The 20,645-nt window shown below is 48.5% G+C and carries 17 protein-coding genes; 9 read left to right on the forward strand and 8 right to left on the reverse strand.

Annotated features, from left to right (window positions below):
- Positions 1-200 precede the first annotated feature (200 nt).
- Entirely contained in the window at positions 201-491 is a 291-nt protein-coding gene (locus tag PN462_RS13565; protein ID WP_272128825.1) for a hypothetical protein, read from the reverse strand.
- 70 nt (positions 492-561) lie between these two features.
- On the opposite strand from PN462_RS13565, the gene PN462_RS13570 reads away from it, so the two are divergent.
- Both PN462_RS13570 and chlP read left to right on the forward strand, forming a co-directional pair.
- Positions 562-1,047, forward strand: coding sequence for a HugZ family pyridoxamine 5'-phosphate oxidase (locus PN462_RS13570; RefSeq protein ID WP_272128827.1), 486 nt, complete (start codon positions 562-564; stop codon positions 1,045-1,047).
- A gap of 167 nt (positions 1,048-1,214) precedes the next feature.
- A complete protein-coding gene (gene chlP / locus PN462_RS13575; protein WP_272128829.1) occupies positions 1,215-2,438 on the forward strand; it encodes a geranylgeranyl reductase in 1,224 nt (407 codons plus the stop codon).
- Positions 2,439-2,716: 278 nt separating this feature from the next.
- On the opposite strand, the gene PN462_RS13580 is transcribed toward chlP, so the two are convergent.
- On the reverse strand, positions 2,717-3,340 hold the full coding sequence (locus PN462_RS13580; RefSeq protein WP_272128831.1) for a TetR/AcrR family transcriptional regulator: 624 nt from the start codon (positions 3,338-3,340) through the stop codon (positions 2,717-2,719).
- A gap of 341 nt (positions 3,341-3,681) precedes the next feature.
- On the opposite strand from PN462_RS13580, the gene PN462_RS13585 reads away from it, so the two are divergent.
- Entirely contained in the window at positions 3,682-5,040 is a 1,359-nt protein-coding gene (locus PN462_RS13585) for an efflux RND transporter periplasmic adaptor subunit (RefSeq protein WP_272128833.1), read from the forward strand.
- Between the two features lie 123 nt (positions 5,041-5,163).
- Positions 5,164-8,355 carry an efflux RND transporter permease subunit gene (locus tag PN462_RS13590; protein WP_272128836.1) on the forward strand — a complete coding sequence of 1,064 codons (3,192 nt, stop codon included), beginning with the start codon at positions 5,164-5,166 and terminating at the stop codon, positions 8,353-8,355.
- Positions 8,356-8,828: 473 nt separating this feature from the next.
- On the opposite strand, the gene rplT is transcribed toward PN462_RS13590, so the two are convergent.
- Both rplT and rpmI read right to left on the reverse strand, forming a co-directional pair.
- On the reverse strand, positions 8,829-9,176 hold the full coding sequence (gene rplT / locus PN462_RS13595; protein ID WP_272128838.1) for a 50S ribosomal protein L20: 348 nt from the start codon (positions 9,174-9,176) through the stop codon (positions 8,829-8,831).
- 120 nt (positions 9,177-9,296) lie between these two features.
- The gene (gene rpmI, locus PN462_RS13600; RefSeq protein ID WP_272128840.1) at positions 9,297-9,497 is read right to left on the reverse strand and encodes a 50S ribosomal protein L35; all 201 of its coding nucleotides are present in this window, start codon (positions 9,495-9,497) and stop codon (positions 9,297-9,299) included.
- A 169-nt stretch (positions 9,498-9,666) separates the two neighbouring features.
- Between rpmI and PN462_RS13605 the strand changes: the two genes are divergently transcribed.
- A complete protein-coding gene (locus tag PN462_RS13605) occupies positions 9,667-10,278 on the forward strand; it encodes a hypothetical protein (RefSeq protein WP_272128842.1) in 612 nt (203 codons plus the stop codon).
- Between the two features lie 195 nt (positions 10,279-10,473).
- The gene (gene dpdE / locus PN462_RS13610; RefSeq protein WP_272128844.1) at positions 10,474-13,701 is read left to right on the forward strand and encodes a protein DpdE; all 3,228 of its coding nucleotides are present in this window, start codon (positions 10,474-10,476) and stop codon (positions 13,699-13,701) included.
- Between the two features lie 152 nt (positions 13,702-13,853).
- On the opposite strand, the gene nblB is transcribed toward dpdE, so the two are convergent.
- Together nblB and PN462_RS13620 are read right to left on the reverse strand one after the other, a co-directional pair.
- The gene (gene nblB, locus PN462_RS13615) at positions 13,854-14,519 is read right to left on the reverse strand and encodes a phycobilisome degradation protein NblB (protein WP_272128847.1); all 666 of its coding nucleotides are present in this window, start codon (positions 14,517-14,519) and stop codon (positions 13,854-13,856) included.
- A gap of 49 nt (positions 14,520-14,568) precedes the next feature.
- The gene (locus tag PN462_RS13620; protein ID WP_272128848.1) at positions 14,569-15,027 is read right to left on the reverse strand and encodes a CBS domain-containing protein; all 459 of its coding nucleotides are present in this window, start codon (positions 15,025-15,027) and stop codon (positions 14,569-14,571) included.
- Positions 15,028-15,342: 315 nt separating this feature from the next.
- Between PN462_RS13620 and egtD the strand changes: the two genes are divergently transcribed.
- Positions 15,343-16,353 carry an L-histidine N(alpha)-methyltransferase gene (gene egtD, locus PN462_RS13625; protein WP_272128849.1) on the forward strand — a complete coding sequence of 337 codons (1,011 nt, stop codon included), beginning with the start codon at positions 15,343-15,345 and terminating at the stop codon, positions 16,351-16,353.
- Positions 16,354-16,575: 222 nt separating this feature from the next.
- Here egtD and PN462_RS13630 read toward each other — a convergent pair whose 3' ends face one another.
- Positions 16,576-17,499 (reverse strand): nuclear transport factor 2 family protein, encoded by a 924-nt coding sequence (locus PN462_RS13630; RefSeq protein WP_272128851.1) that lies wholly within the window; start codon positions 17,497-17,499, stop codon positions 16,576-16,578.
- A gap of 280 nt (positions 17,500-17,779) precedes the next feature.
- Here PN462_RS13630 and PN462_RS13635 point away from each other — a divergent pair, with 280 nt between their 5' ends.
- Together PN462_RS13635 and era are read left to right on the forward strand one after the other, a co-directional pair.
- Positions 17,780-19,069, forward strand: coding sequence for a hypothetical protein (locus PN462_RS13635; RefSeq protein ID WP_272128853.1), 1,290 nt, complete (start codon positions 17,780-17,782; stop codon positions 19,067-19,069).
- A gap of 200 nt (positions 19,070-19,269) precedes the next feature.
- Positions 19,270-20,211, forward strand: a complete 942-nt coding sequence (era, locus tag PN462_RS13640; RefSeq protein WP_272128855.1) for a GTPase Era — start codon at positions 19,270-19,272, stop codon at positions 20,209-20,211.
- A 96-nt stretch (positions 20,212-20,307) separates the two neighbouring features.
- Here the strand turns inward: era and PN462_RS13645 are convergent.
- Positions 20,308-20,645 (reverse strand): WD40 repeat domain-containing protein (locus PN462_RS13645; protein ID WP_443029169.1); only part of this gene is annotated, 338 nt, incomplete at its 5' end.

Raw genomic sequence — 20,645 nt, forward strand, 5'->3', positions numbered from 1 at the left:
GCTAAAGACCCCTGTGCGTCTAAAGAAGACCCCTGTGCGGCTAAAGACCCTTGTGCGTCTAAAGAAGACCCCTGTGCGGCTAAAGACGGTGAATAAAAAAACCTAGAGATTTCTTGCTTTCATAAAAAACTAATTTTGACTATAGAGAGCAGAGAGCTACTTGTGCCGTCTAGACAAGCCTCTCTGTGGTCGTTTGTGGTTTAGATCAACTCGATGTCAATTTCAGAGCTTTGGGTGTGGGGTAGTTTCCGTTGTGCCTTTTCGCTCACTGTGAGGGTTAAATCGGTCATTCCCCAGGCTTCAAACAGTTGTCTAAATAAGACCTTACTGGCTTCAGTTAAGTCGCCACTGGGACTAATTTTGCCACCTTGAATGATTCTCCCGCGATCGCTACGAAAGGCCAAATAAGAGTCTCCCGTTTCATCTCCATGGATGATTAAATAGCCCCTTGCTAAAACTTGTCCGGCTCGACTTAAAATCGCACAGCGCATAAACTTGCTCGTAGTGGTAATGACAAACGTTTTCTACAATAGCGTAACGAAACCAGTCTGTTAATCGAGCATGAGTAAACTTGAACAAGCCCAAGCCCTTTATAACACCTTCACCGAGCAATTTCAGAGTCTTGTCTTGAGCACCGCCGATGATCATGGGACTCCCAATGGGAGTTATGCTCCTTTTGTGCAGGATGAGGGGAAAAATTTTTATATTTTCGTCAGTGGATTATCTGCCCATACTCAAAATTTGTCGATTAATCCGAAGGTGAGTGTTTTATTCATTGAGGATGAGGCCCAGGCCGAGCAACCCTTTGCCCGTCGTCGTCTCTCTTTTGATTGTACGGCCACGGTGATGGAGCGAGAGACTGAGGAATGGGAGGCGATCGCAGAGCAATTTACCACTAAATTCGGCGAAATTATCGACATTTTCCGCAGTTTACCCGACTTCCGCCTCGTCAAGCTCACCCCCCAACAAGGCCGCTTCGTCATCGGGTTTGGCGCAGCGTATCAAGTCACAGGGGATAATTTGCAGCATTTACACGGTAATCAGTAATCAGTCACCCATTACCCATTACCCAACCCAAAATGTAACGAAATATTACTAAAGTTATTACACTCTGTTGCAAAATTTAGCAAAATTACGCCTTTTGTCCTCTGAGAGCGAAAGTCCGTGCTACCATTCAAACCTGTAAATAATTAAGAAATTATAGGAGAAAAGCCTTGGTATTAAGGGTTGCTGTTGTTGGATCGGGGCCTGCAGGGTCTTCTGCGGCTGAAACTCTCGCCAAAGCCGGAATTGAAACTTATTTATTTGAACGGAAGCTCGACAACGCCAAACCTTGTGGTGGGGCAATTCCTCTCTGCATGGTGGATGAGTTCGATTTACCCCCCGAAATCGTAGATCGTCGGGTGCGGAAAATGAAAATGATCTCACCCTCCAATATCGAGGTTAATATCGGGCATACGCTCAAAGATGATGAATACATTGGGATGTGCCGTCGAGAAGTGCTGGACGGGTTTTTGCGTAACCGTGCAGCCGATTTAGGGGCTAATCTCATTAACGGGACTGTTTATCAACTCGACATTCCGACCTCGGATAATGACCCCTATACCCTCCACTACGCAGACCACTCCCAAGGGGGAGCAACTGGGGTGATGAACACCCTGAAAGTTGATTTGGTCATTGGTGCGGATGGGGCGAACTCTCGCGTGGCCAAAGCTATTGAAGCTGGGGATTATAATTATGCGATCGCGTTCCAAGAGCGTTTCCGTCTTCCCCAAGACAAAATGGACTATTACGAAGAACTCGCGGAAATGTACGTGGGGGATGATGTCTCTCCCGACTTTTACGCTTGGGTCTTCCCCAAATACGACCATGTTGCGGTCGGAACGGGAACCATGAAGATCAACAAAGCGAAAATCAAGCATCTCCAAGCGGGAATCCGGGCCCGGGCGGCTCATAAATTGGAAGGGGGAGAAATCATCAAAGTGGAAGCTCACCCCATCCCCGAACACCCCCGTCCCCATCGGGTGCGTGGCCGGGTTGCTCTGGTCGGTGATGCTGCGGGAACAGTCACCAAATCCTCTGGAGAAGGGATTTACTTCGCCGCTAAGTCAGCGCGGATGTGTGCAGAAACCATTGTGGAAGCGAGCAACAGTGGTCAACGCATCCCCACCGAAGCTGATCTGAAACGCTACATCAAACGTTGGGATAAAGAGTACGGTATGACCTACTTGGTGTTAGACCTGTTGCAACGGGTCTTCTACCGCAGTGATGCCACTCGTGAAGCGTTTGTGGAAATGTGCGCGGATGAGGATGTACAACGGTTAACTTTTGACAGTTATCTTTACAAAACCGTTGTTCCGGCCAATCCTTTCACCCAGATGAAAATTACTGCCAAAACCATTGGCAGTCTCTTACGGGGTAATGCTCTTGCTCCGTAGAGAGGGACGAGAACAGTCTAAATGATCGCATCAGGTGAGAACTGGTGCGATTTTTTTTGTGAGGTAAGTAGTTTGAGCCAATTAAAAGTACAGTACATAAGTTCGTAGTGGGGGCTTTAGCCCAACCCTGTCACGGTGGGATAGGACAATATACCGTTGTTTCAGTTGATGGTAGTTGATTGTAGGTTGGGTGAAGCGTAGCGTAACCCAACCTCCCCGTTCCCTCCTATCACATACCAATTTAAATGCACAACAGCTTAGATAGAATACATTATATTTTACTTTGATAGCTGCATTCCGGGGGTTAAAAAGCGTACCAATTGCGCGATCGCACGCTCCACATCCTCCGGGGAACTACTCCGCAACAACGCACTCGGTTTCCCCGCTTCCAACTGGACGCGAATTAACGCAGCAATGACTAAATCTAGTTTCCAGCTTAATTGAGAACGGGTTTGATCAGGTAACACACGCTGCAAGACATCTAAAAACGTCTGCTGACTCTCGCTGAACTCCTCAGCCGCGATCGCACGAATTGGATCAGGCTCAGTCCGACACCGCCCCATAAACTGAGCGCAAACAAGGCGAGACTGATCCTGATTCACATATTGTAACGGGGGTGCAAGAAACGCCCGTAAAACCCCCTCCACCGTCAACGCTTCACCCGTCCCCTCAAGCTGTTTTAACGCCTCTAACTGCCCTTTTACCACAGGTTCAGCAATGCTAGCCACCACTGCCCGAAATAAATCCTCCTTCGAGCCAAAATGGTAGTGAACCGACCCCAAATTCACCTTAGCCCCATTCACCACATTCCGCAACGTCGTTCCCGTAAACCCTTTCTCTGCAAAGAGTTGTACCGCGACATCGAGAATTTGCTGTTGGGTGGGACTGGTGGTGGTACTCATAATTGATTCAAACGTTTGAATTTTTATCTTAACACTATCGTGAGAGACAACCTGTAGGAAAGTCAGGATTAGCGCAGATCGCGCTGCTAAATTTCACCTAGATTCCCCTTGTCAAAATTTTAGACGTGCGTTTAAATTAAATCAAACGACCGTGTAAATTGTCCATTGTTCCGGTGTAACTCAAATAACACCCTCTAAACTAGGGAAAATAAGCATTAAGAGCATTTTTAACTGTTCCGAAACAATGGGTTACATCGCCATTCAATCAAACGTACGTCCAAAAAACACCCCTTAATCGCTGATTTGTCCACTGTTATTTTTGCCCCTTATTACTCTCAACTATGGCTTTTCACTCCTCCCTCCCCCAAAACAAAACCCGTCAATTCCGTAACTGGTGGCGACAACACCGCCGTATGGTGATTCTCGGCAGTACAACCGGACTGTTGCTCCTAGGAGCAATTCCCGTAACTCAGTTTGCAGTAAGTCAACTAACCGCACCTACTCCCGAAGAAAGCACCCCAAAAGCCAATATTTTACCCGTAGAAACCCTAACCGCCGAACCCGTCACCGGGTATGAGGTTTCGCGCACCTATACCGGGGAAGTGGCGGCCTTGCGGAGTAGTAACATCGGATTTGAACGAAGTGGACAACTGGTGAGCGTCTTGGTAGAATCAGGCGATCGCGTCACCGCCAGACAACCCCTAGCCCGACTAGACACCCAAAACTTGCAAACCCAACGGCAGCAACTCCTCGCCGAAAAAAGCCGGGCCATGGCACAACTCGCCGAACTCCAGGCCGGCCCTCGCCAAGAAGACATCGCCGCCGCCAGAGCCGAAGTGCAGAACATCCAAGAGCAATTAAGATTAAAAAAAGCCCAGCGATCGCGCCGGGAATTCCTCTACAATGAAGGCGCGATCTCCAAAGAAGAACTCGACGAATTCACCTACAGCGAAAACGCCCTCAAAGCCCGTTTAACCCAAGCCCAGAGCAACCTAGACAAACTCCGCAACGGCACAAGACCAGAACAGATCGCCGCCCAAAAAGCCCGTATTCAACAAATTAACGCCAACATCGCCGATTTAGACGTTACCCTCAGCAAAAGCACCCTCAAAGCCCCCTTTGCCGCCATTGTCTCCCACCGCCAAATAGATGAAGGAACAGTCGTCAGTGCCGGACAACCCGTCGTCCGCCTCGTCGAAAACGCCACCCCAGAAGTACGAGTGGGCATCCCTGCAAACACCGCCCAAACCATGCGCGTCGGACAAACCCAAACCGTCCAACTGGGCGAACAAACCTACAACGCAACCATCACCTCCATCCTCCCCGAAGTTGACCCCGAAACCCGCACCCAAACCGTCGTCTTAGACCTCAAACAAGCCGCCCTCACCCAAATTAACCCCGGTCAAACCGCCCGCATCGAAATCAAAGAACGTATCCAGCAAACCGGCTACTGGTTGCCCACCTCCGCCTTAACCGAAGGAGTCCGCGGCCTGTGGACCTGCTATGTCCTAACCCCCTCCCCAGACAACCCCGAAGTGTACCAACTGCAACAACAATCTGTAGAAATTATCCATGAACAGGGCGATCGCGTCCTAGTCCAAGGCACAATCCAACCCGGAGATCAACTCGTCGCCACCGGAGTCCATCGCCTAGTCCCCAGTCAGGAAGTGCGGCCTGTTGTAGCCACCTCGCAACGTTGATGGGGGGATAGAGAGAAAAATCCCTCTGTGTCCTCTGTGTCTGGAGTAGTTAAACTCCCTCTATTTACAGATTACTGAATTACTGATTACTGCTTACTGATTACTGTTAACTGATAACTGAAAATGGTTCGCCCCTTCTATCGAAACATCCGCCTACTCATCCTCACCATCTTAATGATACTCGCTTGGGGAATCTCCTCCTTTCAAGCCCTCCCCCGACAAGAAGACCCCGAACTCGTCTCTCGGACGGCCATCGTCAAAACCGCCTTTCCGGGGGCCAGTGCCGAACGAGTGGAAGCCCTTGTAACAGAGGTGCTAGAGTCCGAACTCTCGGAACTAGAAACCATTGACATATTAAAATCCACCTCACGAGTCGGCTTTTCCACCATCTCTGTCGAATTAGTAGACCGCATCGAAGACACCCAACCCATCTGGTCCAAAGTGCGAGACGAAATTTCCGATGCCGCCCAACGCTTTCCCCAAGGGGCCGGAGAACCAGAATTAGAAGAAGCCAAAGTTAAAGCCTACACCGTCATTACCGGGTTAACCTGGAACTTACCCAATGACCCCAACTATGCCCTCCTGCGTCGCTACGGGGAAGACTTAGCCGTGGCCATGCGGGGAGTTGAGGGGACAGAAGAAGTAGAACTTTTTGGTGCGCCCAATGAAGAAATCAGCGTAGAAGTGGACGCACCGGAATTAGTTGCAGTGGGACTTTCCCCCCAGCAACTCTCCCAACAAATTCGCCTCAGTGATGCTAAAGTCTCAGCAGGTCAGTATCGCAGTTCTGAGCAGAATTTAGCCATTGAGGTAGAGAGTGAGTTAGAAACCTTAGAGCAAATTCGCCGTATTCCCATCCAGAGTAGCACAGGACAATTTACACGCCTGAGCGACATTGCTCAGGTGAGTCGGGGCATTCGGCAACCACCCACCGACTTAGCACGAATCAGTGGGAAACCCGCGATCGCCCTTGGCGTTATGATGAAATCAGGCTTACGCATCGACCATTGGGCCACCGATATCCGGCAAACCCTCGACGAATTCCGCCAACGTCTCCCCCAAGGGGTTGAGTTAGAGGTAATTTTCGACCAAAGCGGTTATGTCGAAGAACGAATTAGTTCACTACTCTCTAATCTCGTTTTTGGGGCGATTTTAGTGGTTTTGGTGGCATTAGTGGGGATGGGGTGGCGACCGGCTTTAGTGGTCGGTACAGCCCTGCCTCTGACCGTATTTGGGGTGTTTGGGTGGATGACGGTGGTTAATATTCCCATCCACCAAATGTCCGTCACGGGGTTAATTATTGCCTTGGGACTGTTAATTGATAATGCTGTGGTGGTGGTGGATGAAATTCAGGTGGAATTACGCCACGGGAAAAAGCCTGGCCGGGCAGTCATTGACACGGTGGACTATTTAAAAGTGCCACTTTTCGCGTCTACCCTGACCACCGTTTTAACCTTTTTACCCATTTATCTCTTACCGGGGGGGGCAGGAGAATTTGTGGGATCAATTGCCCTCAGTGTTATTCTGGCTCTAATCTCCTCCCTTGCCCTCTCCCTAACCGTCATTGCCGCGTTAGCAGGGCGAATGTTAGCCAATAGCGAAGCCAAGGCCGCAGAATTAGAACAACAGGGGCAACCGTTAGGATGGCGACAACGAGTGCAACAGTTCCTCCTGAAACCTGGTGCTTGGTGGAATGAGGGGATATCTTCAGCACAATTGGGCCGTCTTTATCGTTGGGTTTTGGGCGGAGTGACCGCGAAACCCTTACTGGCCATTGCCCTCACCATGCTCATTCCTCTCCTGGGGTTTATCACTGGGAGTACCCTGAAAGAGCAGTTTTTCCCCTTAGTGGACCGAGATCAGTTTCACATTGAAGCGGAATTTGCGGCTCAAACTGCGATCGCGCAAACCGAAGAAAAAGTCCTCAAAGCCCGTAACATTATCTTAGAGCATCCCAATGTCGAGGACGTTCACTGGTTTATCGGAGAAAGTGCGCCCAAATTCTACTATAACTTCATCGGCTCACGACAAAATCAGTCCCAGTACGCCCAAGCCATGGTGCAATTAAAAACCGCGAAAGGCGCACAGGCCTTAATTCACGACTTGCAAGCGGAATTAGACCAAGCCTTCCCCGAAGGGCGAATGTTAGTCCATCAACTGCAACAGGGCCCCCCCTACGAGGCCCCCGTGGAAATGCGAATTTACGGGCCAAACTTACAAGAATTGCGACGGTTAGGCATGGAAGTCCGTTCTCTCCTCACCGAAATCCCCCACGTCACCCATGTACGGGATGATTTAACCGAAATTCAGCCCAAATTAGGCTTACAAGTGGATGAAGAACAAGCCCAGCAAGCCGGATTAAATAATACCGAAATTGCACAACAACTGGACGCTTACTTAGAGGGAGTCGTCGGCGGTTCAATCTTAGAATCGACAGAAAATTTACCCGTCCGCGTGCGCTTAACCAACACCGACCGAGCTAACCTAGAGAAGATCGCCTCCCTCGATCTCCGTCCCAACCAAAGCCGAGACAGAGAATTCCGCCCCACCTCAGCATTAGGGGAATTCCGCCTAGAATCGGAATTAGCGAAAATTTCCCGTCGCAATGAGCAGCGCGTCAATACCGTACAAGCCTTTATTACCGCCGGGGTGTTACCCTCGACAGTATTAGCCCAATTCCAACAAAAACTAGAGGAACGCAACTTTGAACTCCCCCCTGGTTATCATTATGAATTCGGAGGAGAACAGGCCGAACGCAGTCAAGCTGTAGGGAATTTGCTGCTCTACGTGCCATTATTGGCATTAGTCATGCTGACGGCCTTAGTCTTATCCTTGGGGTCATTCCGACAAGCAGGAATTGTGGCTTTTGTGGCCATGGGTTCAGTGGGAATGGCACAATTTTCCCTTTGGGCCTTCGGTTCACTGCAAGGTTTTATGGCTATTGTTGGTACGATGGGACTGGTAGGAATTGCCATTAACGGCTCAATTATCGTGTTATCGGCCTTTAATGAAGATATCGGGGCTAGTCGCGGGGAACGTCAAGCAGTGGTTGAAGTCGTAGTTAAAGCCACTCGTCACGTTTTAACCACCACAATTACCACAATGGTTGGTTTTATCCCCTTATTAATCAGTGGAGGCAGTTTCTGGCGACCTTTGGCCATTGCCATTGCCGGAGGGGTCGGCGGTTCTCCCATTTTGGCACTCTTTTTCACCCCTGCGGCCTATTTATTTTTACAACACCGCTTCTCCCCTCCGAAAAAACAACTCTCCTCAACCCCCAGTGACCCCGTTCACCGAGAGAAAGTAGGAGTCTGATAAACTTGCAATACACTCCATAAGCTGTTCGTCATCTAAATTAAAATAGGAATTGCTCCTAATTGATTAGGGGTAAAAGATGCTCAAAAATAGGTCAATCTAATGCGAGATGAATGGGGAGAACGTGAGCAGGTTTGGGGGAAATCCGAGTAACTTTAGATGAGGAGTTAGCGAAAGTTTCGACAACTTTTTTAGACACTGCCCCGATCATCTATTATGTAGAAAATTATACTCGTTTTGCCGATGAGGTAGAAAAGGTAATTCAACAAAAGAGCCGCGGGAACGTTTGAGAAAGTCTCAACGATCGACTCAGAAACCGGGTTTCTCTCCTAGCTTTTGCTGTTTCACCCAGATTAGTGAAAGAAACCCGGTTTCTCTACACTCTCACCCTTACGATTAACCCTCTCACCAACCGGGGTGAGTTGTCTAAGAACAACCCACCCCGGACAACATCAAACATTGATTTATTGGTTTTACTTCTTCGCGGTTTCTACCACTTTGGCAAATGCGTCAGGATCAGCAACTGCTAACTGGGCTAACATTTTGCGGTTAAGATCAATATTGGCAGTTTTCAGCTTTCCAGTGAGTTGACTGTAGCTAATTCCGTGTTGTCTCGCAGCCGCATTGATTCGCACAATCCAAAGGCGGCGAAAATCCCGTTTCCGTTTGCGGCGATCGCGGTATGCACTCCGCAACGCTTTCATTACCTGCTGATTAGCAGTCCGAAAGAGTTTAGAATGAGAGCCTCGAAACCCTTTGGCTAATTTTAAGATTTTTTTGCGGCGTTTCCGCGCAACGTTACCCCGTTTTACCCGTGCCATAGTATTGTTTGACCTGTAAAATTTATTGGTATGAGAAATTAAGAATAGTCAAGTGCGCGTTTTGGCCTTGACTGAGTAGCCTTGACTGAGTAGCCTTGACTGAGTAGCCTTGTGCCGACTTTACATATAAGGCAGCATCAGACGGACGTTTTCCTCATCTCGCTTATCCACTAGGGATAATTGAGACAAGCGGCGATATTTCCGTTCAGAACTCTTATGATTGAGTAGGTGGTTCTTGTACGCCTTGCGACGACGGATTTTCCCGCTTCCGGTTTTTCTAAACCGTTTAGCTGCGGAGCGATTAGTTTTGAGTTTAGGCATGATTGGTCTAAATTTCGACGCAACTTCTTATCATAACGTGATCCCCCCCGTTCGCGCAAGGGTAGGAACTGGGGAACTCTGAGGGGAATCTATTCGTGTTCTATTCTGAGAACTTCTATTCTGAGAACGAAAAATCCTAGGAGGACACAACATTATGATCAAATGGAGAATGATCAAATTCACACAGTGGGGCATTATGGCCACGTTAGTCGGTGCAGTGATGGGACTGCATCCCGCTATGGCCGTTCCCCCGGCCAGTATTACGCGAGATTCCGATGTGCGTTGGTCGGAGGTGGTGGATGATCCCTTTGATGGTTTAATTGTTTATGATCGGAATTTTGCCTCTAATCGCGCCTATGTGAGCAGTTGGTCGGCGCAAGAGATTCGCATGACCTATTATTGGTCAGAGCAGCACGTTGTTGGGACCAGGACAGTATGGCGCGATCGCAGGGTTTATCGAGATGGGGAATGGGTGGATGTCCCCTATCCCGAAGAAGAACCCATTTATCGCACAGAAACCTATCAGAAGACCCCAAAGGCGATATTATTTGCCCTAGATGAGCAAGTCTATCGGTATGAGGAGGGGCCCATTTCTCCAGACTTAGCGCGAGCGTTAGTCAATGCACCCTCTAGCAATATTACCATTCGCCTTCTGTGGCCTGACGGCAGTACCGATGATGTCGAAATTGGCCGGGGAACAGTGGAAGCATGGCGAACGGTCTTCGCAGACCGTGCGTCGGGACTGTCGGGAGTGTCGGGAGATGGGGGAGATGATAGTTGATAGTTGGGAGATGGAGGAGATGGGGGAGATGGGGGAGATGGAGGAGATGGAGGAGATGGAGGAGATGGGGGAGAACAAAGAACCCACTGTTCCCCGTTCCCAGTTCCCTTTTTCACAAACAACAAATAAGCAACAACCAACAACAAATAACCAACAAACCATAAAATAAAAAAGCAGAGTAAGACAAGAACATTCGTGAGTATTGGAGCATTGGTGCGATCGCGCGACAACGATCTAGGCATTGGTAAAATTGTCAGCGCACAAGATGAACGGGCAACAGTTAAATATTTTTGTTCCGTTGGACAACAATTTACAGAAGAAATCCCTATCTCCCAACTGAGACGAGTCACCCTCACCGAACAAACGCGCTGTTATTTGCGCTTGTTAGGGGAAAAAGTGTGGCGCGTGGGCCGAATCTTTGAATGGGATACAGACGAAGAACAATATCGCATTGACTTACCCAACGGTGGCACAGTCTTAGCCTCCGAGCAGGAAATCTTTGTGCGCTGTAACCTCCCCATTGAAGACCCCATGGACATTTTAGCCATGAAGGGTCAAGAAACCCCCTATTTTCATAACCAGCGATCGCGGTTTGTCCAGTCTTTGGTAGCCCAACAGGCCACCAGTCGCGGGTTAACGGGTTTATTATCCGCCAACATCGAACTCTATCCCCATCAAGTCGAAGTCGTGGGACAAGTGTTGAGTGATCCCATTCAACGCTACTGGTTAGCCGATGAACCTGGACTAGGAAAAACCGTAGAAGCGGCGGTCATTTTGCGCCAATTTTTACTGGATAACCCCGCAGGGAAAGCCTTAATTGTTGTTCCCCCCTCCTTGCAACAACAATGGCAACAGGAACTAGAGCAGAAAATTTATCTCTCTAAATTTGGGGAACGGGTGAGTCTATTAACCCTGCGAGACTTGGACTTGCGCAAATTACGGGAGTCTTATCAGTTCGTAATTTTCGATCAGGCCGAGGAACTAGCCCCCCTTGCCTATTCCTCCCAAGCCACAGAACGGGAACGGTTTGGCCTCTATAAACAGTTTGCCGTACAATGCGATCGCTTGTTACTCCTCTCCTCCCTTTCCCCCCTCTCCACCCCCCAACAAATTACCCCCCTCTTGCACCTACTGGACCCACGCACCTATCCGTTAAATAGCGAGTCAACGGTGCAACAGCAACAGAAACAACGGCAAAAACAAGGAGACTTCCTCCTCAACTGGGAAAGCGAACAAGCCCCCAGCGAAACCCAATTAAAACCCCTCTTTCCCGACGATGCTAGAGTTGTAGCACTCACCGACACCCCCAACCTATTCACCCAACATATTCGGAACACCTACCGCTTACACCCCCGTCTGTTGCGCAATAACCGCAAAGCAGCAGAAGATATCCTCTTTGACCGAGAACTCACCCCCCAAACCGAGTATGATTTAGATGAGCGTTCCGATACCTTACAAGAGCAGCTAGAACAATGGCGCAACGCCGCTTGTGAGTCCGGAAACCACCAAGAAGCCTATGGGGACATCTTCTGGCTCTTTTTCCGAGGGAGTGGGACTTGGTTGGCAGTCCTCAAACAACTGGTTTCTGTGCGGTTAAACGGGAAGAAAACCCCAGACTTAAAGCAAATTTGGGGAACTGAAGCCTTAAAACTCCTCACCGAAACCCCCCATTTTGACGGGGAAACCGAGCAATTAAACGGCCTGCTCAACTTATTGAACGAGGAAGACTTTTTACAAGATCGCTTAGAATTGCTGAAAATTCTCCTCCTCTATCATCTTGCAGACTTACTCGATCTGCAATCGTTCAAAAGCGATAGCAAGAAACTACAAGACCGCATCCAGCGACGGATTGAGCGACCGTTTAGCGGCGATCGCTTCCCGAAACTGGTCGTCTTTACCCAATTTACCCAAACCGCCCAAAAACTCCAAGACAGTCTCGCCAAAATCTTCGGGAAACAAACCGTCGTCAGTTACTGCAACCCCGACACCCCTGCAACCCGTGAGGATAACCTACAACGCTTTCAGAAAGAAGCACAATGTTTCTTCCTCGTCTCCGACTCCTCCCAACTGGTAGGCCGTAACTGGCAATTTGTCGAAGGAGTCGTGCATTTTGACTTACCCGACTCCCCTATCCAATTAGAACAACGATTACGGTGTTTTGACTGTATTGGCGGCAAAATTGACTTAAAATCTTGGTTATTAGCCGGAGCAGAAAGTGACGCAAGTTGCCAAGAGGCATGGTATCAGCTTCTCAACGACAGTTGGGATATTTTTCATCAATCCCTCGCTCCCTTCCAGTCTTATCTAGAAGCAAAACAAGCAGACTTAAAACAACTCCTGTTTACCGGAGGAGCAAAGGGTTGGTTAGAACATAAAGCACAACTGAAAGAAGACTTTACCCAAGAACAGCGTAAACTCCAAGCCTATGATGCCCTAGATACGCTCGATTTAGACAATGAAACCGCCCAACAGTATTTTCAAACCCTCGATGATTTTGATGCGGACCATAAAACCATCAAAAAAGCCACCGAAGGCTGGTTATGCGGGGCGTTACAGTTCCAAGCCAAAGAGGATGTTAATATTAAAGGGGCGGTTCATTACCACCGCAGCAAAAATTGGCGCAAACCCACCTTAGTGGCCTTAGATGAGCTAAAACGTCATTTTGCCCCCTTTCTCGACCGTCCAAGCACGTATAACCGCCGCACCGCCAATAAACATCCTAAGCTGCACCTCTTACGGCTGGGAGATGGGTTAATGGATACCCTAGAAAATTATCTTCGTTGGGACGATCGCGGTCAAGCCTTCGCCCTCTGGCGACACGATACCCAATGGGAGTCGGCCCCTGGAGCAGAGTGGGTGGGATTTCGGTTTGATTATCGGGTTACTCTGGAATGGGAGCAGTTTGCAGAGCTTATTCCCCACGGAAAACACCTCATTGAGTCCTGTTTCTCTCCTCGCGTAGAGACCATTTTTGTGGACCGCCAGTTGCAACCTGTGACGCAAGGGGCCATTTTGGCAATTTTACAACGGCCTTATAGCCATAAACATTCCTCTAGTCGGGATTATAATTTAGCCAAAGAGCGACTCCCGGTGATTGAGCAATTTGTGGAGGCTGAGGAATGGGAAGGGTTATGTCAAGAGGCCCGCATCCAGTCAGAGGTATTATTACGGGAACGCTTGACGAGTCATTGTGAGCAGTTGGCCCAACAAACCGAGCAACGGTTAGATGCTCGTCTCAAGGAGTTACAACAGCGACAAACCCACCTCGGAGCGACTTCTGACACGGAGTTAGGCCAGGAAATTGAACAACTCAAAGCCTTAATTCCGGCCCTGTCAGCAGCCATCAAAACCCCATCCCTGCGTCCCGATTCTGTTGGATTTATTATTGTCTCAGGCCGGGAGGTAGAATTGGAGAGTAGTTAGGTTGTTAGTTCAAGGAATAGGAGGGGGGGGTCAGAGGCCAAAAAGTATTTGAGAATACTTTTTTCGTCAATTCCTCAATTTTCTCCCCCATCTCCCCCATCTCCCCCATCTTCCCCATCTCTCTTGACAATAGGATGTCTCACCTTAACTTGTCACCAATGCCCATTACCCAACCCCCGCTTTGCCGCTTCTGCAACCTGGGGGAGTTCATCTTGGGCTAATTTTTCTAAGCAGGCGCGAGCTTCTTCTCCTCCCAGATGGGAAAGGGCCTGGGCGAGGCGATGGCGGATTTGCCAATCTTGATCCTCTAGGAAGGGTAAGAGGAGGGGAATAGCGCGAGGATCGCCTAATTCCCCAAAGGAACTAATGGCCGCTGTTTGTAATAAATTATTGTCCGATTGGATGGCTTCTTGTAATAACTCAAAGCCTCGCTCGTCGCCCATTTCCCCTAATGCGGCGACAATACTAAATTGAAGTAACCATTCTTCAGTTTCGTGGTAAACCGTGCGTAAGTCTTCAAAGGCTTCTGTGAATTTTAAAGCGGCAATGGCATCGGCAGCCGCGGCCCGCACATCCACTTCACTATCTGTTAGCAAGCGATCGCGCAATAATGCCAACGTTTCTTGACGGTTGGCATTGCCTACTGTGTCCATAATACTCACCGCCGAATAGCGGACTCGTGCTTGGGAGTCTGTAATCAACGGTTTAATCATTTCTAAGGCTGTTGGGGGGTCCACATCCCGGAGTTGGTTGACTCCGGACAAGCGATCGCCATAATCCTCAGAATTTAACAGAGCTTGCACAGATTCTAATGTCATAAAAAATTTTTGAATTCGCTAAAGGGAATTAAAACAAGCAAGCTAAAGGCTAACTCGCCGCCATGGCCCGGATAATGTCACCGTGGGTAATAATGCCCAACACCTGTTTATTTTCATCCACTACAGGTAAGCGACGCACTCCTTTTTCGTGCATAAGGCGAGCGGCCTCTGGTAAGGGGCGATCGGGGGAAACCGCAATGGGTCGATCCGTCATCACTTCCCCCACTGTTTGTCCTAATGCCTTATGTAACTCTTTTTCGTAGCGAGCCGGATTTTGCAAGAAAATTACACTATCGAGAAACATAATATAAGGGGGGCGATCGGGGCCAGTTTCCTGCCACATCAAATCCGAATCCGAGATCACCCCCACCAATGTGCCATCATCATCCACCACAGGGAGTCCTGTAATATGGTGTTCAGACAGTAGTCGTACCGCCTCCTTGAGTAAGGTTTTCGGTGTAACCGTGAAGGGGGTAGAGGTCATGTAATCAGCAACCGTTTGTGACATAGGTGACGTATAACAGGAGGTTAGAACTAGAGGATATTAACACCGATCCATCTGGGGATCGTAGCTTTTATTTTAGGGAATTGTGGGGGGTTAAGGGAACTTTCGTATCAAAATGCAATGAGTAAGGGTGGACTCCTCTGAAAGGCCCGTCTGGGCAGATTGGAAGTTTTGGGGCTACACTGCTGTCTCTAGATGTAGCTTGATGGGTCAATTTACTCCATCTTTGTATTTTTATATACCGTTTCAGTTGTCAGAGAGACTCAGATTAAGTTATGTTGCATTGGATACACAAAACTCACACAAGACGCAAATATTATGGTTAGCTCTCAGGCTGCAAATCCGACCGAATCGGGGTTAAAGATTCATTATCTCCATGAAACCGATACCGTTGTTTCTCCGGAGTTGGGACAAGATGTGATACAGGGATTAAGTCAATCCCCTAAAACCCTTCCTACTCGCTATCTCTACGACGAAAAGGGGTCTCAACTATTTGAACAAATTTGTGAATTACCGGAATATTACCCCACCCGCACCGAGGCCAATATTTTGCGGCAATATGCGTCTAAAATTGCCTCTATGACCGGGTTGTGTGAGTTAATTGAGTTGGGGAGTGGGAGTTCGACGAAAACCCGTTTGTTGTTAGATGCTTATGCAGGGTTAGGCCAAGACTTCACTTATATTCCTGTGGATGTCAGTGCAGAAATTTTGGTCGAGAGTGCCAAACAACTGCTCCAAGAGTATGATTTACTGCACGTTAAGGGGTTAGTCGGGACTTATGAGGAAGCGTTAACTTTTCTACAACCGAGTCATTTACCCACCCGTATGATTCTCTTTTTGGGGAGTACCCTAGGGAATTTTACCCCACAAGAGTGCGATCGCTTTTTTGCAGAAGTCACCCAAGCCTTACAACCCGGAGATTATTTTTTATTAGGGGTTGATTTACAAAAGCCTAAAGATGTGCTAGAACCCGCTTATAATGACAGTCAAGGTGTAACCGCAGCTTTTGATTTAAATATTTTAGATCATCTCAATTGGCGATTTGGGGGCAATTTGAATACTGAGTTTTTCCGCCATCAAGCGATTTATAATGAGGAGCAGGGACAAATTGAGATGTATCTCCAATGTCAAAAATCCCATTCTGCTCGGTTAGAGGCGTTAGATTTTACGGTAAACTTTACCGAGGGGGAATGGATTCGCACCGAGATTTCCCGCAAGTTTAATTTAACGGAATTACAGAACTATCTCCAGCAACAAGATTTAGTCTGTCAGCAAGCGTGGACGAATGAACAACAATGGTTTGGGGTGTTGTTGTGTAAGAAACAGTAGGGTTTGTTGTTGGTTGTTTGTGAAAAAGGGAACTGGGAACTCCGGAACTGGGAACAATAAACAATAAACAGTTGTTACTCCCCATCTCCCCCATCTCCCCTCTCTGTGGTTCAAAAATAGTTAATTAAGAAACCGGGTTTCTTTGTACATTCTAGGCTAAATCCCCCTATTCTATACAGAAACCCGGTTTCTAGACTCTCATCTTCTCGACCCAGATCGCGCTTATTCCTCGATGCGGAGGCGTTGGGTTACAATGAGAATACCATCCTCGCGGATTAAAACTGCCGATAACCAGCGATCGCTGGGGTCTTCTTCAACTCGACCTTGTTTAAAGATGCCTCCCGCTTGCAGGAGTTCCAACTCGAAATCACTGGGGGTTAAATAGCGATCGCCATTTACCGTTTCTTGAATCGCTCCCCCTAATAGTAAATCATTCCCCAAGGGTTCTTGGACAATCACATCAAAATTAAACGTTTCCCCCAGTTGTACCGCGTCAGGAAGGTTCACACTGACTTCGGGGGGGTTGTCTCCCATTAATAGTTGCGTTTGTTCCGAGAGAATCTCTTGACGGATAATTTGATTATTGGCCAAAACTTGGCGCGATCGCACCGTTGATTTTAGCCGAATTTCCCGGCCATTGGCCTCCCGTGTCCCCGTAATATAAGTCACAGTTTCCGCAGTCAGGCGATCGCCCGTTTGCTGCCAAGACTCCAACTCCGTGTAATAATTCAGATTGGGATAGTCCTCCCACAACTGCGCTAACGTCTCAAAATACTGAGGCCGCGGCACATTATCCCCCGTACTAAACTCCGCCCCATAATAGTCTTGTAAGGCATCAAGATCATGCGCATTGGCAGTCCTCTCCAACCCTTGTAACGTGGTTTTTAACGGGGCTGGAGTATTATCCGGAAATTGGGCATAGGAGACAGTCCCTAAACTCAACGTCATTCCTAACCCCAAGACAGCAGACAGCAGAAAACGCCGTACCCCATAACGGCGAGAGTGGCGACTTACGACTTGTTGAAATTTGCCCATTGATCCCTTTTTTACATTGTTTCCGTCTTCTCTACTTAGTATAGACGGGTGATCCGGTTCTTGGTTGCGCGGTTTCGTCCCAGACTGTCGATTCCGGTTAAATCTAGTCATCGGTGAGGAAATCCTCCTCAAAAAGTAATTTTTTCTTACAATTGATAGCGAAACCCTTGACTCCTTAGCGACAATAGAAGCAGAAGACTTTTTTTAGGGTGACAGTCATGGGCTACTACGAATTTCACGACCATTTTTGGTCTGCTGAGGAAGTCTGCGCCCAACGGGAAAAGGATGAACGGGGATTCTTTTGTCGTTTATGGTGTGCTTTCAAATTTCGGCTAAAACAGAGGTGGACTAAAGTTAAATCTCTTAATCCTTCTCACACTAGCAAACATTTATGAATCCCAACGACGAGATTCTCAACAACTATTTGCAACAATTATGGGACGTGCGACACAATGCACGTCTTTCCCTACAACAAGCGGATTTAGAAGCCATTGCGTTAGAATTAGGACTAACTCCCCCAGAACTAGAAACACTTCGCCAGTATGGGGGGAAGTCTCTCACCCGTGGCCAAGGATATCTGGACTATGAACGATGGGAGGATGCCATTACGGAATTAACCCAGGCCCAGATGATTTTCCCCCTTTCTCCCGATGTTCTCTATGGGTTGGCGGCGGCCTATTATGGACGGTATCAGGCCCAACAACGCCCCCAAGATAAAGAAACTGCCACCCAGTTGGCCAAAGACTGTTTACACCAAAAAGCGGATTATTCGGCGGCCTTAGCTCTATTAAACCAAATTGATGCAGCCCCGAAGCCGTGGAGACGACGTATCTTGACTTGGGGGGGAGTAGTCGGGGGAATGATCACCATTATGGGGTTAAGTTACGCGCTGTTTTCCCAAATGTTCTATTCCACTCAACCCCCCACTCCTGTCACTCTAACCTCTCCAGAAAGTCTCAAGGAGTCGAGTTCGTTGGTGGTGACGGATACGGATGAGGATGCGATTCCCATTCGCTTTCGAGAAGCGAATCTTCTTTTAGAAGTGCCTCAGTCTCGGTTAAATGTGTATGCGGATGCGGCCTTTTATAAGATGCAGGGGATATTGGTGAATGAGAGTCAAGAGGAGTTAGCGGAAATTGAGGCGAAAGTGAGGTTTTTGGATAATCAGGGGGAGATGATGGCCGAGGAAACCCAGATGATTTTACGGCGCAGTCATGCACCTTTACGACCCACCGATCGCCATGCTTTCAGTCTGATTAAAGCAGTTCCGCCCACTTTGGCGCAAGTGGAGATTGATTTTAATATTCTAGAACAATTCCCGGCGGCTCGCGCCTATGAGTCCTCTCAACCTCTTGAGTTAGTTTGGTTGTTAGATAAACCCCAGGAGGTTAATCTGGCGGTCAAGGAACGCACCCACACCCAACGCAACTATACTGAAACTGTCACCCATCAGGCCATTTGGGAGATTACCAATACAGGGGAGGTGGGGTTACGGTTGGTGAAAATGCAGGTACAATTTTTCAATCAAGCGGGAGAGGTGTTAGAAAAGCGCGATCGCTACCTTGTCAGCAGTAGTGAACCTCCCCTACTCCCTGGAGAAACTCGCCTGTTAAAGAGCATTTTAACGGGGTTAGAGACGGAGTTTAGCGAGTACCAGTTGGCTGTCGTGGAAGCCAATTAAACCGTTATCAACCATCGGCCTTGACTCCGCGACTCTTGAAACTAACATTATGATGAGTGTCTAGCCACCTTTTTCAGCTAACTTTACCCTTTCTCCAACATCTGCCCTCTGCCTTAGGAGACCGATTACCCATTACCGATTACCGATTACCGATGAAGGTGTTAACCTGAAACTCTAGGCTATATGGGGACACATCCACCATGGAACAAGACGCATTACTCACCCATCAGACCATTCCTGAACCCCCAGAGGGGTTTAAATCGGGGTTTGTGGGGATTATTGGGCGGCCTAATGTGGGAAAATCTACCTTGATGAATGGGTTGGTGGGCCAGAAAATTGCCATTGCCTCTCCCGTGGCCCAAACCACCCGCAACCGTTTACAGGGTATCCTCACCACCGACAGCGCACAGATTATTTTTGTGGACACCCCTGGCATTCATAAACCCCATCACCAACTGGGGAAAATTTTAGTTCACAATGCCAAAGTGGCCATAGAATCCGTTGATGTGGTATTGTTTGTGGTGGATAGCGCAACCGAAGCAGGAGGCGGCGATCGCTATATTGCCGAACTCCTCCAAAAGACCAAAACTCCCGTGATTCTAGGCTTGAATAAATGTGATCAACAACCCGAAGATACTCAACCCCTAGACAACAGTTACCGCCAGTTATTCGCTGCACAAAATTGGCCAATTGTCAAGTTTTCCGCCCTCCAAGAAACCGGACTCCACCCCCTACAAAGCCAATTAATTCAACATCTCGAACCCGGCCCCTACTACTATCCCCCAGATTTAGTCACCGATCAACCCGAACGGTTTATTATGGGGGAACTCATCCGCGAACAAATCCTCCTCCACACCCGCGAAGAAATCCCCCACTCCGTCGCTGTCACCATTGAAAGAGTCGAAGAAACCCCCAAACTGACAAAAACGTATGCCACCATCCATATTGAGCGCAAATCCCAAAAAGGAATTATCATTGGCAAACAGGGACAAATGCTCAAAACCATTGGGAGTGCGGCCAGACAACAAATTCAAAAACTGATCGCCGGAAAAGTGTACTTAGAACTCTTTGTCAAAGTACAACCCAAATGGCGACAGTCTCGCCTCCGTCTCGCTGAATTAGGCTATCAAGTGGAAGAATAATTAGGGGCTAAAGCCCTGACTACGAACCTTAGAAGCTGGGTTTCTGGGTGGCTGTAGGGCTAAAGCCCTGACTACGAACCTTAGAAACCCGCTTTCTCACCCCCCTTCCAAGCGCAGAAAATACACCCGCCCAGACGTATCCCCCGCCACCACCGTGCGCCCATCCCCAGACACCGCACAAGATAAAATAGGAGTATCGGTGGTAAACGTGGTTAAAACCTCCCCCGTCTGCATATCCCACACTTTCAGGGTATTATCTACTGACCCAGAAATGACCTGCCCTTCTGGGGTGACTGCTACTGCATATACCCAGTCACTATGCCCTCTGAGGGTGCGGAGTTCTTTCCCCGTCTGCATATCCCACACTTTCAGGGTATTATCCCCTGACCCAGAAATGACCTGCCCTTCTGGGGTGACTGCTACTGCATTTACAC

Origin of the sequence: Spirulina sp. CS-785/01 (genome assembly GCF_028330525.1) — a bacterium.
In the GTDB taxonomy this organism is placed as follows: Bacteria; Cyanobacteriota; Cyanobacteriia; order Cyanobacteriales; family Spirulinaceae; genus JAQMSD01.

Excerpts from the sequence above, each read along its gene's own strand:
- era (WP_272128855.1), top strand. The coding sequence starts at position 19,270 with ATGGAACAAGACGCATTACTCACCCATCAGACCATTCCTGAACCCCCA.
- PN462_RS13565 (WP_272128825.1), bottom strand. The coding sequence starts at position 491 with ATGCGCTGTGCGATTTTAAGTCGAGCCGGACAAGTTTTAGCAAGGGGC.
- egtD (WP_272128849.1), top strand. The coding sequence starts at position 15,343 with ATGGTTAGCTCTCAGGCTGCAAATCCGACCGAATCGGGGTTAAAGATT.
- rplT (WP_272128838.1), bottom strand. The coding sequence starts at position 9,176 with ATGGCACGGGTAAAACGGGGTAACGTTGCGCGGAAACGCCGCAAAAAA.
- rpmI (WP_272128840.1), bottom strand. The coding sequence starts at position 9,497 with ATGCCTAAACTCAAAACTAATCGCTCCGCAGCTAAACGGTTTAGAAAA.
- PN462_RS13630 (WP_272128851.1), bottom strand. The coding sequence starts at position 17,499 with ATGACTAGATTTAACCGGAATCGACAGTCTGGGACGAAACCGCGCAAC.
- PN462_RS13620 (WP_272128848.1), bottom strand. The coding sequence starts at position 15,027 with ATGTCACAAACGGTTGCTGATTACATGACCTCTACCCCCTTCACGGTT.
- PN462_RS13570 (WP_272128827.1), top strand. The coding sequence starts at position 562 with ATGAGTAAACTTGAACAAGCCCAAGCCCTTTATAACACCTTCACCGAG.
- nblB (WP_272128847.1), bottom strand. The coding sequence starts at position 14,519 with ATGACATTAGAATCTGTGCAAGCTCTGTTAAATTCTGAGGATTATGGC.
- PN462_RS13580 (WP_272128831.1), bottom strand. The coding sequence starts at position 3,340 with ATGAGTACCACCACCAGTCCCACCCAACAGCAAATTCTCGATGTCGCG.
- PN462_RS13605 (WP_272128842.1), top strand. The coding sequence starts at position 9,667 with ATGATCAAATTCACACAGTGGGGCATTATGGCCACGTTAGTCGGTGCA.
- PN462_RS13585 (WP_272128833.1), top strand. The coding sequence starts at position 3,682 with ATGGCTTTTCACTCCTCCCTCCCCCAAAACAAAACCCGTCAATTCCGT.
- PN462_RS13635 (WP_272128853.1), top strand. The coding sequence starts at position 17,780 with ATGAATCCCAACGACGAGATTCTCAACAACTATTTGCAACAATTATGG.
- PN462_RS13590 (WP_272128836.1), top strand. The coding sequence starts at position 5,164 with ATGGTTCGCCCCTTCTATCGAAACATCCGCCTACTCATCCTCACCATC.